Annotated in this window: 12 protein-coding genes and 1 pseudogene; 8 read left to right on the plus strand and 5 right to left on the minus strand. The window is 71.3% G+C overall.

Going from position 1 to position 15,190, the window contains the following annotated elements; translation table 11 throughout:
• Positions 1-14 precede the first annotated feature (14 nt).
• From E1292_RS10955 to E1292_RS10965, 3 genes are all read right to left on the minus strand, one after another.
• On the minus strand, positions 15-881 hold the full coding sequence (locus E1292_RS10955; protein WP_132594658.1) for a carbohydrate ABC transporter permease: 867 nt from the start codon (positions 879-881) through the stop codon (positions 15-17).
• Positions 865-1,827, minus strand: a complete 963-nt coding sequence (locus E1292_RS10960; RefSeq protein ID WP_132594660.1) for a carbohydrate ABC transporter permease — start codon at positions 1,825-1,827, stop codon at positions 865-867. The genes E1292_RS10955 and E1292_RS10960 overlap by 17 nt, the downstream gene beginning before the upstream one ends.
• 213 nt (positions 1,828-2,040) lie before the next feature.
• Positions 2,041-2,994 (minus strand): LacI family DNA-binding transcriptional regulator, encoded by a 954-nt coding sequence (locus E1292_RS10965; RefSeq protein WP_132594662.1) that lies wholly within the window; start codon positions 2,992-2,994, stop codon positions 2,041-2,043.
• 192 nt (positions 2,995-3,186) lie between these two features.
• Between E1292_RS10965 and E1292_RS10970 the strand changes: the two genes are divergently transcribed.
• The 3 genes from E1292_RS10970 to E1292_RS10980 are packed head-to-tail and all read left to right on the plus strand — an operon-like array spanning position 3,187 to position 5,998.
• The gene (locus tag E1292_RS10970; RefSeq protein WP_132594664.1) at positions 3,187-4,077 is read left to right on the plus strand and encodes an NAD-dependent epimerase/dehydratase family protein; all 891 of its coding nucleotides are present in this window, start codon (positions 3,187-3,189) and stop codon (positions 4,075-4,077) included.
• A complete protein-coding gene (locus tag E1292_RS10975) occupies positions 4,074-4,946 on the plus strand; it encodes a 5-dehydro-4-deoxyglucarate dehydratase (RefSeq protein ID WP_132594666.1) in 873 nt (290 codons plus the stop codon). Before E1292_RS10970 ends, E1292_RS10975 begins: the two co-directional genes overlap by 4 nt.
• On the plus strand, positions 4,943-5,998 hold the full coding sequence (locus tag E1292_RS10980; RefSeq protein ID WP_132594668.1) for a mandelate racemase/muconate lactonizing enzyme family protein: 1,056 nt from the start codon (positions 4,943-4,945) through the stop codon (positions 5,996-5,998). Before E1292_RS10975 ends, E1292_RS10980 begins: the two co-directional genes overlap by 4 nt.
• 32 nt (positions 5,999-6,030) lie before the next feature.
• On the opposite strand, the pseudogene E1292_RS10985 reads toward E1292_RS10980, so the two are convergent.
• Positions 6,031-7,083 (minus strand): annotated as a pseudogene (locus E1292_RS10985) (RNA-guided endonuclease InsQ/TnpB family protein); the annotation flags it as partial.
• Positions 7,084-7,265: 182 nt separating this feature from the next.
• Here E1292_RS10985 and E1292_RS54845 point away from each other — a divergent pair.
• Positions 7,266-9,182 (plus strand): DUF6807 family protein, encoded by a 1,917-nt coding sequence (locus tag E1292_RS54845; RefSeq protein WP_132594670.1) that lies wholly within the window; start codon positions 7,266-7,268, stop codon positions 9,180-9,182.
• A 68-nt stretch (positions 9,183-9,250) separates the two neighbouring features.
• On the opposite strand, the gene E1292_RS10995 is transcribed toward E1292_RS54845, so the two are convergent.
• A complete protein-coding gene (locus tag E1292_RS10995; RefSeq protein ID WP_132594672.1) occupies positions 9,251-9,940 on the minus strand; it encodes a TetR family transcriptional regulator in 690 nt (229 codons plus the stop codon).
• 108 nt (positions 9,941-10,048) lie between these two features.
• Here E1292_RS10995 and E1292_RS11000 point away from each other — a divergent pair, with 108 nt between their 5' ends.
• The 4 genes from E1292_RS11000 to E1292_RS11015 form a co-directional block, all read left to right on the plus strand.
• Positions 10,049-11,665 (plus strand): ABC transporter substrate-binding protein, encoded by a 1,617-nt coding sequence (locus E1292_RS11000; RefSeq protein WP_132594674.1) that lies wholly within the window; start codon positions 10,049-10,051, stop codon positions 11,663-11,665.
• Positions 11,662-12,600 (plus strand): ABC transporter permease, encoded by a 939-nt coding sequence (locus E1292_RS11005; RefSeq protein WP_132594676.1) that lies wholly within the window; start codon positions 11,662-11,664, stop codon positions 12,598-12,600. The genes E1292_RS11000 and E1292_RS11005 overlap by 4 nt, the downstream gene beginning before the upstream one ends.
• Positions 12,593-14,458 (plus strand): dipeptide/oligopeptide/nickel ABC transporter permease/ATP-binding protein, encoded by a 1,866-nt coding sequence (locus E1292_RS53605; RefSeq protein ID WP_132594678.1) that lies wholly within the window; start codon positions 12,593-12,595, stop codon positions 14,456-14,458. The genes E1292_RS11005 and E1292_RS53605 overlap by 8 nt, the downstream gene beginning before the upstream one ends.
• Positions 14,448-15,190 (plus strand): ATP-binding cassette domain-containing protein (locus tag E1292_RS11015; protein WP_132594680.1); only part of this gene is annotated, 743 nt, incomplete at its 3' end. The genes E1292_RS53605 and E1292_RS11015, both read left to right, overlap by 11 nt.

Here is a 15,190-nt window from a genome sequence, read left to right on the forward strand (position 1 = left end):
GGGGGGTGGAGGAACTACTTCAGTCCCGTGGTGGCGACACCACGGATCAGGTACTTCTGCCCGGCCAGGAAGAAACCGAAGATCGGGCCGAGCGCGATGATCGACATGGCGAACATAGGGCCCCACGACGACTCTCCACTAGAGTCCAGGAATGTCCGCAACGCGACCGGGACGGTGAAGTTATCCGGGTTGTTGAGATAGAGCAGCTGGCTGAGGAAGTCGTTCCACGTCCAGATGAACGTGAAGATCGCGGTCGTGGCCAGGGCGGGCAGCGAGAGCGGCATGACGACCCTGATGAAGATGCGCCAGTAGCCCGCGCCGTCGATCTCGGCCGCCTCGTCCAGCTCCCTCGGCAGGGTGCGGATGAACTGCACCATGAGGAAGATGAAGAACGCGTCGGTGGCCAGCACCTTCGGCATGACCAGCGGCCAGATCGTGTTGATCAGGTCCAGCTCGGAGAACATGATGTACTGCGGCACGATCACCACGTGGTGCGGCAACATGATCGTGCCCAGCATGATCGTGAACCAGAGCCTCTTCAGCGGGAAGTTCAGCCGCGCGAAGGCGTAGGCGGCCAGCGAGCAGGCCACCAGGTTCGCCACCACCGACAGCGCGGTGATGACCGCGGAGTTCCACAGGTAGTAGCCGAAGGGGTGCTTCAGCGCGGTCCAGCCCTCGGTGTAGTTCTCCAGCGTGACCTCGCTCGGCAGCAGGCCGGGCTGCCGGAAGATGAGCTCCTCCGGCTTGAGCGAGCTGGAGACCATCCAGAACAGTGGATACAGCATGATCACGCCGAAGCCGATCAGCAGGATGTGCTTGACCACCGGTCCGCCCTTGAGCGGGCGGAACAGAACCGGAAGCGGCCTACTTGGTGTCGCCATAGAAGACCCAATACTTGGAAGCGAGGAAGTTCACCCCGGTCAGCCCGGCGATGATGAGCAGCAGGACCCACGCCATCGCGGCCGCGTAGCCCATGTCGTAGTCCCTGAATCCGTTCAGGTAGAGGTAGAGCGTGTAGAAGAGCGTCGAGTCGGCGGGACCGCCGGTGCCGTTGCTCACGATGAACGACTGCGTGAACGACTGGAACGACTTGATGATCTCGAGCACCAGGTTGAAGAAGATGATCGGCGTCAGCAGCGGCAGCGTGATCGACCTGAACTGCCGCAGCGGGCCTGCGCCGTCGACCGCGGCGGCCTCGTAATAGCTGCTGGGGATCTGGCGGAGCCCGGCCAGGAAGATGATCATGGGGGCGCCGAACGTCCACACATGCAGGATGATCAGCGTGCCGAGAGCGTAGTCGGGGTGGCCGACCCAGCCGGGGCCCTGGATGCCGAAGGCCCCGAGCAGCGCGTTGACCAGACCGTCGGCGCCGAAGACCTTGCGCCAGAGGATGGCGATCGCGACGCTGCCGCCGAGCAGCGAGGGCAGGTAGAAGATCGAGCGGTAGATCGCCAGGCCGCGCAGCCCCCGGTCGAGCACCAGGGCCAGCGCGAGGGCGAAGGCGAGTTGCAGCGGCACCGAGACGATCACGTAGATCGTGGTGACCTTCAGCGAGGAGATGTACCTCGGGTCCTCGGTGAACATCTTGACGTAGTTGTCGAAGCCGACCCACTTGGCCTCCTCCAGGAGGCTGTAGTCGGTGAACGACAGGTAGAGCGAGGCGAGGATCGGGCCGATCGTGATGACGAGCAGGCCGGCGAACCAGGGGGCCAGGAAGAGATAGGCGGCCCGCGCCTCGCGGCGGGAGCGTTTCGTGGAGCGGTGTCCGCCGCCACGCGCGGGTCCGGTCACCGCCTCCCGGGGCTTCACCGCCACCGAGTCAGCCATGACGGAACTCACTCCTCATCACGAACCTTCCGGCGAGACATGTACTGGATAGCGCTTTCCTATAGCTGGCAGGAAAGATGCGTCAACCCTTTGCAGGCGTTACCTAGCCGTTACCGATATATCGTTGGCGCGTTTGCCCTGCTGAACAGGTTGCCCTCGAAAGAAGTCAGATGAATTTGGCCCTCGTTTAGTACAACCGTTTGCAGCACTCCGCTAGCGCGGAGCGGCCGTGGAGTCCCTGACGACCAGTCGGGTCTCCAACGAGGTGGTGGCGCTCACCTCCTGGATGAGCAGATCGACCGCGAGCCGCCCCGCCGCGGCGGTGGGCATGGCGACCGTGGTGAGTTTGGGACGGTTCAGCCGCCCTGGAACGATATCGTCGATCCCCACGACGCTCACGTCCTCGGGAACGCTCAGCCCCAGATCACCGAGGCCCTCGATGAGCCCGATCGCCACCAGGTCGTTGTAGGCCAGCACGCCGGTCACCCCCGCGTCGCGCACCCGGCCCGCGGCGGCGAAACCGCCCCGCTCGGTGGGCGCGTTGGGGCCGATGACGGCGAGCTCCACACCCGGCACCTGCTCGGCGGCGGCGCGGATCTCCGCGCTCGTCCACGATCCGGCAGGACCCGACACCAGCGCCACCCGGCGGTGCCCGAACCCGGCCAGATGCTCGACGGCCAGCCTGGCGCCGTGGCCGACGTCCATCAGCACGGTGGCGGCCCCCCGCAGCCGCCGGTTGATCACCACGAACGGCACCCGCTCGGCCAGCCGCTCCAGCGCCTTGTTGGACGAGCGCGGGCTGCACAGCACCACGCCGTCCACCTGCTTGGAGAACGCCTGCACCAGCTCCTCCTCGGCGGCCGGCTCCTCGTCGGTGTCGGCCACGAACAGGTGGTAGTCGCGCTGCCTGGCGGCCGCGTGGGCGGCCTTGATCAGCGGCGGGAAGAACGGGTTGGCGATGTCGGCCACGATCAGGCCGAGATTGTGGGTGCGCCCGGTCGTGAGCGCCCTGGCTGCCCGGTTGGGCCGGTATCCGAGCTCCTCGGCCACGGTCAGCACCCTGGTGCGGGTGGCGGCGTTCACCATGTGCGGCGCGGAGAACGTCCGCGACACGGTCGATACATGCACACCGGAGGCCCGGGCCACATCACGAATCGTCACAGTCACAATCGCACACCCTAACGCAACCGCTTGCAGAGGCCCTGGGGCGGATGAAAGCGCTTGCTGTACCATCCCGCAACCAAAGCAGCCGTGAATCCCCAGCTAGACCGCCAGTCATGAAATCACCTCTTGACGCCCTGCCCTTCCTGACACAAAGGTTTAGTGCAACTGTTTGCAGTCTTGAAGGAGCCCCTCACGGTGAGCAGAGTCCTCGTCACCGGAAGCGCAGGACGCCTCGGCCGCAGCGTGGTCAGAACGCTCGCGACGGCCGGGCACGAGGTCATCGGCGTGGACCGCGCCCCAGGAACCCCAGGTGAGGCCGCCGCCACCTTACCCGCCGACCTCACCGACACGGGAGAGGCGTTCGAGACGATCGCCAGGTTCCGGCCGGAGACGGTGATCCATCTGGCCGCGATCGCCACCCCGTTCAGCCGCCCGGAGTCGGTGATCTTCAAGGTCAACACCCAGCTGGCGTTCAACGTCTGCGAGGCGTCCGTGGCGCTCGGCGTGGCCGGCGTGGTCGTGGCCAGCAGCCCCACCGTGCTCGGGTACGGCGCCCCCGGCGGCTGGGCGCCGGCGTACCTGCCGATCGACGAGGAACACCCCGTGCGGCCGTGGAACGCGTACAACCTGTCCAAGGTGGCGGCCGAACAGACGATGAAGGCGTTCGCCGTGGCCGGGACGACCAGGATGGCCGCGGTCCGGCCGTGCTTCGTCATCCCGCCCGAGGAGTGGGCGGGCGCGCCGACCCAGTCCGGGCACACCGTCAAGGAGCGGCTGGACCGGCCGGACCTCGCCGGCGTCTCCCTGTTCAACTACATCGACTCCCGCGACGCCGCCGACATGATCGCCGTGCTCTCCCAGGCCCTGCCGGAGCTGCCGAACGGCGAGGTCTTCTTCGCCGGCGCCGCCGACGCGCTGGCCAGGAAACCGCTGGCCGAGCTGCTCCCCCAGGTCGTGCCCGGCACCGAGCAGCTCGCGGCCGGGCTCACCGGCACCTCCCCCGCCTTCTCGACCACCAAGGCAGAGCGCCTGCTCGGCTGGCAGCCGAAGCGGAGCTGGCGCACCGAACTCAAGGAAGTTCCATGAAACTCAGCGGTGTGCTGTTCTTCCCCGTGACCCCGTTCGACGCCGGTGGCGGGCTCGCCGAGGAGGTGCTGGCCGAGCACATTTCCCAGCGCATGGAGCACGGCCCGGGCGCTGTCTTCGTGGCCTGCGGCACCGGCGAGTTCTCCGCCCTGTCGGAGGCCGAGCACGCCCGCGCGGTGCGGGTGGCGGCCGAGGCCGTGGGCGGCCGGGTGCCGGTGTTCGCGGGCGCGGGCGGCCCGCTCGGCGCGGCGCTGAACCAGGCACGGGCCGCCAAGGAGGCGGGCGCGGACGGGCTGCTGCTCATGCCGCCGTACCTGGCGCAGGGGCCGGGGCACGGCTACACCGCGTACGTGTCGGCGATCGCCTCCGAGCTGCCCGTGATCATCTACCAGCGCGGAACGGTCGCGCTGGAGCCCGACACCGTGGTCGAGCTGGCCGGCGTCCCCGGCGTGATCGGGCTCAAGGACGGCCTGGGCGACATCGACAGGATGCAGCGGACCGTGCTGGCCGTGCGCGAGAGGTTCCCCGGCTTCCTGTTCTTCAACGGGCTGCCGACGGCCGAGCTGACCATGCCCGCCTACCGGGGCATCGGCGTGGAGCTCTACTCCAGCGCAGTGTTCGCGTTCGCGCCGGAGATCGCCAAGGCCTACCTGAACGGCGACGAACGGCTGCTGACGGAGTTCTACGCCCCCCTCGTACGGCTGCGGGGCAAGGTCCCCGGCTACCCGGTCTCCCTGGTCAAGGCCGGCGTCCGGCTGCGCGGCCTGGACGTGGGCGGCGTCCGCCCGCCGCTGGTGGACGTCACCGACGAGCATCTGGAGGAGCTGGAGGCGCTGATCAAGACCGGTCTCGAGCTGGCGGCGTCATGACCGTCACCGAGCTGCGTACCGAGCTGCGCAGCGTCCCGCTGCCCCGTCCCTGGGGCGCGGACGTGCCGGCCAACCACGTGGTCGTCACCCGCGTCACGCTGGCGGACGGGCGCACCGGCAGCGGCTTCTCGTGGACGCCGCAGATCGGCGCGCACGCCGTCAAGGCGCTGCTCGACCACGACCTGCGCGAGGCGCTGATCGGCCTCGACCCGCATCCCGAGGTGGTGTGGGACCGGCTCTGGCGGCACCTGCGGGAGGCGGGCCCCGGCGGGATCACCACCGTCGCGCTGGCCGGCGTCGACCTGGCGCTGTGGGACCTGCGCTGCGGCGAACGCGACCTGGCCGGCGTGCTCGGGCGGCGGCGCGACGAGGTCCCGGTCTACGGCAGCGGCGTCAACCTGCACTATCCCCTGGAGGAGCTGGTCGCGCAGGCCCGCCGCTGGGTGGCGGCCGGCTACCGGGGCGTCAAGATCAAGGTGGGCCGCCCCGACCTGGCCGAGGACGTGGCGCGGGTGGCCGCGGTCCGCGAGGTGATCGGCCCCGACCGGCTGCTGATGATCGACGCCAACCAGCGGTGGGACCTCCATCGGGCGCGGCGGGCCCTCGCCGCGCTCCGCGAGTTCGACCTGCACTGGATCGAGGAGCCGCTGCCCGCCGACGACGTGGCCGCGCACGTGGAGCTGCGCCGCTCCACCGACGTGCCGGTCGCCGTCGGCGAGAACGTCTACACCGCGTACGGTTTCCGCGACCTGCTGGCGGCCGGCGCGTGCGACGTCGTCCAGCCGAACGTGGCGCGGGTCGGCGGGATCACGCCGTTCCTGCGCGTCGTGGAGCTGGCCAGGACGTACGACGTGCCGGTCTACCCGCACCTGCTGAGCGAGATGTCGGGGCAGCTCGCGCTGGCCCTGCCGCTGCCCGCCATGGTGGAGGACGTGGAGGACGCCTCGTTCGCCGCCCTGGGGCTGCTGGACGAGCCGTACCCGGTGGAGGTCTGCGGCGGCGTGCTCCGCTCGGGCGCCCACGCCGGGCTCGGGTTGAGGTGGTCGTGGTGACTCCTCCGCTCCCTGAAGGGAGCGGCTTCTCGCTAAGCCGCTTCCGCAGCCTGGCGAAGGGCAAGCCCTGCCCCGAGGATGTTGACCGCCGCGTTCACGTCGGCGTGGGCGGCATGCCCGCACGCCGTACAGGCGGAATCGGCCTGGGTGACGCGATTCTCCTTCGCGCAGTGCCCGCAGCGGGCACAGGTGCGGGAGGTGCCGTCGGGGTTCACCGCGATCAGCGTGCGACCGGCGCTTTCAGCCTTGTGCGCGAGGATCGTCAGGAACACCCCCCAGCCCGCGTCCAGGATGCTCCGGTTGAGGCCGGACTCGGCGGCGACGTTGCGGCCGGGCTGCTCGATCGTGCCGGACGCCGAGCGGGTCATGTTCGTGATCCGCGGGTCCTCGTGCACGATCACGTCATAGGTGCGGACCAGGGCGAGCGCGGCCTTGTGCGCGCCGTCCAAACGTTGCCTGCGCACCTTGGCGTGCAGCGCGGCGGCGCGGGCCACCGCCTTGCGCCGCCGCTGGGAGCCTCGTTTCCTGCGGGCGAGGTCGCGCTGGGCGTCGGCCAGGCGGCCGGCGGTGGCGGCCAGGTGGCGGGAGTTGGCCACCCGGCCACCGTCGGAGGTGGTGACGAGCGAGGCCACGCCCATGTCGATACCCGCGACCGCGCCGGTGGCGGGCAGCGGTTCGGCGGGCACGTCGTCGCACGACAGGACCACGAACCAGCGGGAGCCCTCGCGTTTGACACTGATCGTCTTCACCTGGCCGCGTACGGGCCGGTGCTGGTGGACGCGGACGTGCCCGACCCCTTGGAGCCGCACGTAGGTCGCGGTGGAGTGGCCGGACCGGGAGTCCCACCGGCAGCCGTCGCCGTCCTTGGGCCACTCGACCGTGTCGAACCGGCCGCGCCCTTTGAAACGCGGGAAGCCCGGCGCGCGCCCCTCGCCGACCCGCTTGAAGAACGCGACGAACGCCTTGTCGAGCCGTCGCAGGGTGGCCTGCTGGGAGGCGAACGACCTACGCGCCTGCCCGTCCGGGTCGTCGGCACGGGCGTGTTTCAGCTCGGCCGACTGGTCGCCGTAGCGGACGCTCACGCCCGCCTTGGCGTAGGCGGCACGATCGGTAACGACAACACCACGATACCGGTTGGCGCCGACGAACCAGGAAGGACATCCGTGATGCGCAGACCTGACAGGTCAGGGCACGCTCGGGCCTTGGCGGCCCTCCCGCTCCCGAATCCCCCGTCGCCTCAAGGCGACGGTCCCCTCGGGAGACTCTGATGGCCCCGGCGAGAATCGTGCTGGCCGGAGCCCACGGGCACGGCCGCCACCATCTGCGCCGGCTGCACCTGCTGTCGGACTCCGGCGTGGCCGAGCTGGCCGGAATCTGCGACGTGCGCCCGGTCGAGGTGGGCTTCGGCGCGCCCCTGCAGTCGTCCGACCTGCGCGAGCTGATCGCGAAGACCGGCGCGGAGATCACGATCATCTGCACGCCGATCCACACCCACGCCGACCTCGCGGTGACCGCGCTGCACGCGGGCTCGCACGTGCTGCTGGAGAAGCCGCCGGCGGCGACGCCCGAGGCGCACCGGAGGATCGCCGCGGCCGTCGCGGAGACGGGGCTGGCCTGCCAGGTCGGCTTCCAGTCGCTCGGCTCCGCGGCGATCCCGGCGCTGCGCCACCTGATCGCGAGCGGCGGCCTCGGGCGGGTGCGCGGCATCGGCGGCGCGGGCGCCTGGGAGCGTCCCGTCTCCTACTTCACCCGCTCGGCCTGGTCGGGCAGGCGCCGGCTGGACGGCGTCGACGTGGTGGACGGCGCGCTCACGAACCCGTTCGCGCACGCCGTGGCCACCGCCCTGGCCCTGGCGGACGGCCCGATCGCGGAGATCGAGACCGAGCTCTACCGCGCCAACGCGATCGAGTCGGACGACACGTCGTGCGTGCGGATCCGCCTGGACGACGGCCTCGTGCTCACCGTCGCGGTGTCGTTGTGCGCGCCTGAGCGGCACGAGCCGTACCTGGTGGTGCACGGCGACGCGGGCCGGGCCACGCTCGTCTACACCCAGGACAGCGTCAAGGTCGAGCTGCCGGACGGGTCGGTCACGACCACCGTGTACGACCGCGCCGACCTGCTGGAGAACCTGCTCGACCACGTGCGCACGGGCACCCCGCTGCTGGTCCCGCTGGCCCGTACGGACAGGTTCACGCAGGTGCTGGACGCGGTGCGGCTGGCGCCCGAGCCGCTGCCGATCGCCGAGCGGCACCAGGAGGTCGAGCGGGACGGCGGGGGCGGGGTCGTGCGCCGGGTCCTGCCGGGCATCGCCGGCCTCACCGCCCGCAGCGCCGAGCGGCTGGCGCTCTACTCCGAGCTGGACGTGCCATGGACCCGGGTGGAGCTGCTGGCCGGCGACCGCGCGGTGGCCCGCTACGAGACGCGGCCCGACCTGCCGGCGACCGACTCGCCCCGCCCCTACCTGCACCGGGTGCGTACGCTGGGCGGCGTCGAGGTCACCGAGGTCAGGCCCGAGGACCACGTCCACCACCTCGGCGCCGGCGTGGCCATCGCGGACCTGGGCGGGGCGAACTTCTGGGGCGGCCGCACCTACGTCAGGGACCAGGGGCCCACCTGGCTCGACGATCACGGCGTCCAGCGGCACGTGGCGTTCTCCCGGCTGCACGACGGCGGTTTCGTCGAGCAGCTGGAGTGGATCGGGCCCGGCGGCAGGCTGATGGCCCGCGAGGAGCGCACGGTCACCGTACGGCCGCTCCGGGGCGCCTGGGCCCTGGACTTCGCGTTCACCCTCACCAACCTCACCGGAGCCCCGCTGGAGATCAACAGCTCGGCCACCAAGGGCCGCGCGGGCGCCGGCTACGGCGGTTTCTTCTGGCGCGCGCCCGGCAGCTCGACCGCGAGGACGACCCTCCCGGGGGACGAGCGGGCGGTGCACGGCAGCCGGGACCGCTGGATCGCCATGTCCGGCACCGACCCGGCCGGCCGGGACTGGACACTGGTGTTCGCGCAGGACGGCGACGACCCCTGGTTCGTGCGCGTCGAGGAGTATCCGGGGGTGGGCCAGGCGCTGGCGTGGGACCGGCCGCTGACCGTCGAGGACACGCTGACCATGCGCGTCGTCACGGCGGTGGTGGACGGGAGGCTCGACCACGCGGCGGCCGCCGCGCTCGCCGCCGGGCTCTGAGCCCTGATCGCCCGCCGGGCTATGAGCCTCAGCCACCCGCCGTGCACTGAGCCCTGATCGCGCAGGGCTCAGAGCTGATCGTGCCGCTCCGGGCCGTCGGGCCCCGGAGGTCGCGGGCCTTCGTCGCGGCCCGAGCCGGACCTGAGCAGCCGCAGCGCGCCCCGCGACAGGGCCACCAGGATGTCGGCCGCCTCGTCGAGGTCGGGGTAGCGGCCCTCCAGGTGGCCGATGGCGAGGGCGTTGGTGGCCGCGTTGATCCCGTCGGCGATCATCTCCAGCCGCCGCCTGCCGTGCTCGTCGTCGGCGGTGTAGCCGAGGGCGGCCAGGTCGGCGGCGTGGTGCTCGCGGTAGGCGGCGGCGGTCTCCTTGGCGAAGTCGCGCAGCGAGGACGACGGGTCGTGCCGGGCCCGCAGCTGGATGCGGAGCAGCTCGGGGTGGCGGCAGACGGCCTCCAGGGGGATGCGGAAGGTGTCGCGGTGGCGTTCGAGGTCGCCGGGGGCCTCGCGGGCGGCCCGGCGCGCCTCGCGCATGGAGTGGCGCAGCCGCCGGCCGCCCTCCTCGGCGAGCACCCGCAGCAGTTCCTGCATGTCCTTGAAGTGCACGTAGAAGCTCGACTGCGCGATGCCGGCGGCCTTGGCGACCTTGACGGTCGTCAGGCCGGCCTCTCCCTCCTCGTCGAGGATCGCGAGCGCGGCCCTGATCAGCTTGCGACGGGTCAGGTCTTTCGCCGCGCTCCTGCTGAGCGGCGTGCTCGTCATCGATGCCCTCCCCTCCCGTAACGATTCTCCCGCGGCTCTTGTGCGGAATTTCACCGATAGTACTATCGGTGAAATTGCTCTCGGGGGGCTGACCGGGAGGAGGCGTGGATGAAACGCTGGAGAACGCCGGCCACGTTGATGCTGGCAGCGGCGGTGATGCTGGCGTGCAGCGGGCAGCGGCCCGTCGCCGCCCCGCAGGCGGGCGCGTCCGGCCCCGTCCAGGGCGGGCGCCTGGTGTACGGGCTGAGCGCGGACGCCAACGGGTTCAACCCCGTCACCGACCAGTTCGCGGGGCAGAGCTACAGCATGGCGGGCACGATCATCGAGACCCTGACGGCCGTGGACGCGAACGGCGGCTGGAAACCGAACCTGGCCGAGTCGCTCACCCCCAACGAGCGACACGACGAGTGGACGATCAAGATCAGGGAGGGGATCTCGTTCTCCGACGGCATCGGCCTGACCGGTGACGTCGTCAGGGCCAACCTGGAGGCGCAGAAGGCCTCGCCGCTCAACGCCGCGGTGCTGGCGCCGGTCAAGGCGATCGAGCTGGTGGACCCCATGACGGTCAAGGTCGAGCTCAAGCAGCCGTGGGTGGCCTTCCCCTACTACCTGGACGCGCAGGTCGGCATGATCGTGCCGCCCGCCTCGCTCAAGGACCCCAAGGCGGCCAGTCTCAAGCCGGTGGGCACCGGGCCGTTCCTGTTCAAGGAGTACGTGCCGGACAACCGCATGGTCGTCACGCGCAACCCGCGCTACTGGCGGCAGGGGCTCCCCTACCTCGACGAGATCGAGTTCCGCATCCTGCCCGACAGCCAGACCCGCGCCCAGACGCTCGACGCCGGCGGCATCGACGCCATGGGCACCTCCCGCGACGAGGACCTCACCAAGTACGGCGCCCAGCAGGACGCGTACACGGTCCACCGGTCGGAGGGCATGGCCGTGGCCGAGTACATGTTCATGCTCAACACCACCGTGGCCCCGCTCGACGACCTCCGGGTCCGCAAGGCGCTCGCCCACGCCACCGACCGCGAGACCGTCATCTCGACCCTGCGCGGCGGGCTGACCGAGCCGGCCGACGGCCCGTGGTCGAAGGACTCCAAGTGGTACGCCGAAGGCGGCGACTACCCCGCGTACGACCTGGACAAGGCCGCGGCGCTGGTCAAGGAGGTGGAGGCCGAGAAGGGCCCGATCCGCTTCGAGATGATCTCCACGCCCGACCCGAACACCATGCAGGGCATCGAGCTGGCCCAGGACATGTGGCGCAAGGCCGGCATCGACGTCACGATCAAGCAGGCGGACCAGGCCGACCTGATCAACCGCGCCGTCACCGGCAACTTCGCGGCCACCGTGTGGACCCAGTTCTCCGCCCCCGACCCCGACGGCGAGTACATCTGGATGCACCAGGCCTACTCCCAGCCCGTCGGCAAGGTGTCGCTCAACTTCACCCGGTTCAAGGACAAGCAGCTCAGCGACGCCTTCGACGTCGGCCGCACCGACCCGGACGAGGCCGCGCGCAAGAAGGCGTACGCGACCGTGCAGCAGCGGCTGCGCGAGCTGGTGCCGTACGTGTTCATCGACCACCTGAACACCGGTTCCATCGTGGCCCGGACGAAGGTGCACGGCATCGGCGAGCACCGGCTGCCCGACGGCGAGAAGGGCCTGCCGCTCACCGGGTCGCCCATCCCCTACCACCCGTTCGCGCAGCTCTGGGTCGACGCGCAGTGATCGTCGTCCACCGGCTGGTCCGGCTCCTCGTGGTCCTGCTCGTCGTGACCTTCCTCTCGTACGCGCTGCTCAACCTGCTGCCCGGCGACCCGGTCACGCAGATCCTGGGCCTGTCGGCGACCGAGGAGGCCCGCGCGCAGGTCCGCCAGGACCTCGGGCTGGACCAGCCGCTGCTGGTGCGCTATCTGGGGTGGCTCGGCGGGCTCGTCACCGGGGACTTCGGCGAGTCGTACATCACCCGGATGCCCGTCGCGAGCGAGCTGGCCGAGCGGCTGCCCGTCACCCTGGAGCTGCTGGTCGCGGCGCAGATCATCGCGCTGGGCCTGGCCATCCCCGTGGGCGTGGCCGCCGCCCGCCGCGCCGGCCGGGCCCTGGACCAGGCGCTCACCGCGCTCAGCTTCGCCCTGCTGTCGACCCCGGTCTTCGTGCTCGGCGTGCTGCTGATCCTGGTTTTCGCCGTCACCTGGCAGGTCGTGCCGGCGACCGGCTGGACCCCCATCTCGCTCGACCTGGGCTGGAACCTGACCTCGGTGATCCTGCCGGCGATCACGCTCGGCTGCGGCCAGCTCGCCGTCTACGCGCGGCTGTTGCGTACGGATCTGATCGCCACCCTCCAGGAGGACTACATCACGCTGGCCCGCGCCCGCGGCCTGTCGCCGCGCCGCATCCTGTGGCGGCACGCGCTGCGCCCGTCCGCCATCTCCCTGGTCACCGCGGTCGGGCTCAACCTGGGCGCGCTCATCGGCGGCACGGTGATCATCGAGACTCTCTTCGGACTGCCCGGCGTCGGGCGGCTCATCGTCGACTCCATCTTTTCCCGCGACTACCTGACGGTGCAGGGAGGCGTCGTGCTGATCTCGGTCGGCTACGTGGCGGTCAACTTCGCGGTGGACCTGGTGTACGCCGCCGTCGATCCCAGGATCCGGCGTGCGTAGCCGGTTGGGGTGGGGTTTCTGGGCCTCCGCCGGCTGGATCGGGCTGGTGCTGCTGGCCGCCGTCCTGGCCGACGTGCTGCCGCTGGCCCGCTACGACGAGACGCTGGCCGGGCCGCCGCGCTCGGGGCCCAGCGCCGCGCACCCGTTCGGCACCGACGGCCTCGGCCGCGACGTGCTCAGCAGGGTCGTGCACGGCGCCCGCGTCTCGCTCGGCGTGGGCGTCGGGGCCGTGCTGCTCGGCCTGGGCATCGGCGCGCCGCTCGGCATCCTGGCCGGCTACCGCCGCCGCGCCACCGACGCGGTCATCATGGCGGTCAACGACGTGGCGCAGGCCTTCCCCGCGCTGGTGTTCGCGCTGGCCGTGGTGGCCTTCGCCGGGGCAAACCTGCGCAACGTGCTCATCGTCCTCGGCGTGCTGGGCGTGCCGTCCTGGGTCAGGCTCATCAGGGGAGCCACGCTGACCTACGCCGACCGCGAGTTCGTGCTGGCCGCCCGCGTGCTCGGCACCCGCGACCGGCGCATCCTGTGGCGGGAGATCGTGCCGAACGTGGCGGTGCCGGCGGCGTCGTACGCGTTCATCGGGATGGCCGTGGTCGTGGTCGCCGAGGGCAGCCTGGCCTTCCTGGGCCTGTCCGTGCAGGCGCCGACCCCCACCTGGGGCGGGCTGATCAACGAGGGCCGCACGCTCCTGGAGAGCGCGCCGCACGTGGTGCTGGCGCCCTCGGTGGTGATGTTCCTGACGGTGCTCTCGTTCAACCTGGTGGGCGACCGGCTCAGGTCGCTGACGGACGTGCGGGAGAGCGGCCTGGAGCCGGTGCGCCAGGCGGCCGCCGCCCCGCTGCCGTCCGCCGAGCACGAGGTCCGCGCCGACTGCCTGCTGCAGGCGGAGGACCTGCGGACGCACTTCGTCACGCCGCGCGGCGTCGTCAAGGCCGTGGACGGCGTCTCCTTCACGCTGCGGCGCGGTAGGACGCTGGCCATCGTGGGCGAGTCGGGCTCCGGCAAGTCGATGCTGATCCGCTCGATCCTGGGCCTGCTGCCCGGCTCCTCCGTCAGGGGCGGGCACGTCTACCTGTCGGGCGACGACCTCACCGGGTACAGCCCCGCCCGGATGCGCTCGGTGCTCGGGCCGCGGCTCGGGACCGTGTTCCAGGACCCGATGACGGCGCTCAACCCCGTACGCACGATCGGCACCCAGGTGACCGAGCCGCTGCGGGTGCACCTCGGCATGAACCGCCGGCAGGCCCGCGCCGAGGCCGTGCGGCTGCTGGCCTCCGTCGGCATCCCCGACCCCGAGCGCACGCTGCGCCGCCACCCGCACCAGCTGTCCGGCGGCATGCGGCAGCGGGTGACGATCGCGATGGCGCTGTCGTGCGGGCCCGACGTGCTGTTCGCCGACGAGCCGACGACCGCGCTCGACGTCACCATCCAGGACCAGGTGCTGCGGCTGCTGCACCGGCTGCGCGAGGAGCGCGACATGGCGGTGGTGCTGGTCAGCCACGACCTGTCGGTGGTGGCCCGGTGGGCGGACGAGGTGATCGTGATGTACGCGGGCAAGGTCGTGGAGCGGGGGCCCGCGGCGGAGGTGTTCGCCCGGCCGCGGATGCCGTACACCGAGGCGCTGCTGCAGGCCGCGCCCCGGCTGACGGACCCCGTGCACCACCGGCTGCGCGTCATCCCCGGCCGGCCGCCCGACCTGGTGGACCTGCCGCGGGGATGCGCCTTCCAGCCGCGCTGCCCGTACGCGCGGGACCGGTGCGCGCGCGAGGCGCCGCCGCTGACCGGCTCCTACGCCTGCTGGTACCCGCGCGACCACGCGGAGGTTCTCAAGGAAAGGGCGGACAGCGGTGGCCGGTAGCGGAAACGCGCACCTGCGTCCCCGTGACGAGGTGCTGCTGCGGGTGGAGGATCTGGTCGTGGAGTTCCCCGCCGGGCGCGGCCGCACCGTACGGGCGGTCTCCGGCGTGAGCTTCGACCTGGCGCGGGGCGAGACGCTCGGGATCGTCGGCGAGTCCGGCTGCGGCAAGTCGAGTGCCGCCAGGGCGCTGGTCCAGCTCCCGCCGCCGCGCTCCGGCTCCGTCCGGCTCGACGGGCTGGAGCTGACCGCCCTGCGCGGCGAGGCCCTGCGCAGGACCCGGCGCCGCCTCCAGATGATCTTCCAGGACCCCATCTCCTCCCTGAACCCGCGCCGCCGCGTCCGCGAGATCGTCGGGGAGGGCCCCCGCGTGTGGGACCTGCCCGGCGACCGGGTGGACGAGGTCCTGGAGGCGGTCGGCCTGGATCCGGAGGCGGCGGCGGTACGCCGGCCGCACGAGTTCTCCGGCGGGCAGTGCCAGCGCATCTCCATCGCCAGGGCGCTGATCCTCGATCCCGAGGTGGTGATCTGCGACGAGCCCGTGTCGGCGCTGGACGTCTCCGTGCAGGCGCAGATCCTCGGCCTGCTGGAGGACCTCAAGGACCGCTACCGGCTCACGCTCGTGTTCATCGCCCACGACCTGGCCGTGGTGAAGAACGTCAGCGACCGGATCATGGTGATGTACCTGGGCAAGGTGTGCGAGCTCGCGCCGAGCGCCGAGCTGATCTCCCGCCC

The organism is Nonomuraea deserti, from assembly GCF_004348685.1.
GTDB classification, from domain to species: domain Bacteria; phylum Actinomycetota; class Actinomycetes; order Streptosporangiales; family Streptosporangiaceae; genus Nonomuraea; species Nonomuraea deserti.

What these genes read in the sequence shown, in the direction of transcription:
- E1292_RS10955 (WP_132594658.1), bottom strand. Translation starts at nt 881, where the DNA reads ATGGCGACACCAAGTAGGCCGCTTCCGGTTCTGTTCCGCCCGCTCAAG.
- E1292_RS10960 (WP_132594660.1), bottom strand. Translation starts at nt 1,827, where the DNA reads ATGGCTGACTCGGTGGCGGTGAAGCCCCGGGAGGCGGTGACCGGACCC.
- E1292_RS10975 (WP_132594666.1), top strand. Translation starts at nt 4,074, where the DNA reads ATGAAACTCAGCGGTGTGCTGTTCTTCCCCGTGACCCCGTTCGACGCC.
- E1292_RS10980 (WP_132594668.1), top strand. Translation starts at nt 4,943, where the DNA reads ATGACCGTCACCGAGCTGCGTACCGAGCTGCGCAGCGTCCCGCTGCCC.
- E1292_RS54845 (WP_132594670.1), top strand. Translation starts at nt 7,266, where the DNA reads ATGGCCCCGGCGAGAATCGTGCTGGCCGGAGCCCACGGGCACGGCCGC.
- E1292_RS10995 (WP_132594672.1), bottom strand. Translation starts at nt 9,940, where the DNA reads ATGACGAGCACGCCGCTCAGCAGGAGCGCGGCGAAAGACCTGACCCGT.
- E1292_RS11000 (WP_132594674.1), top strand. Translation starts at nt 10,049, where the DNA reads ATGAAACGCTGGAGAACGCCGGCCACGTTGATGCTGGCAGCGGCGGTG.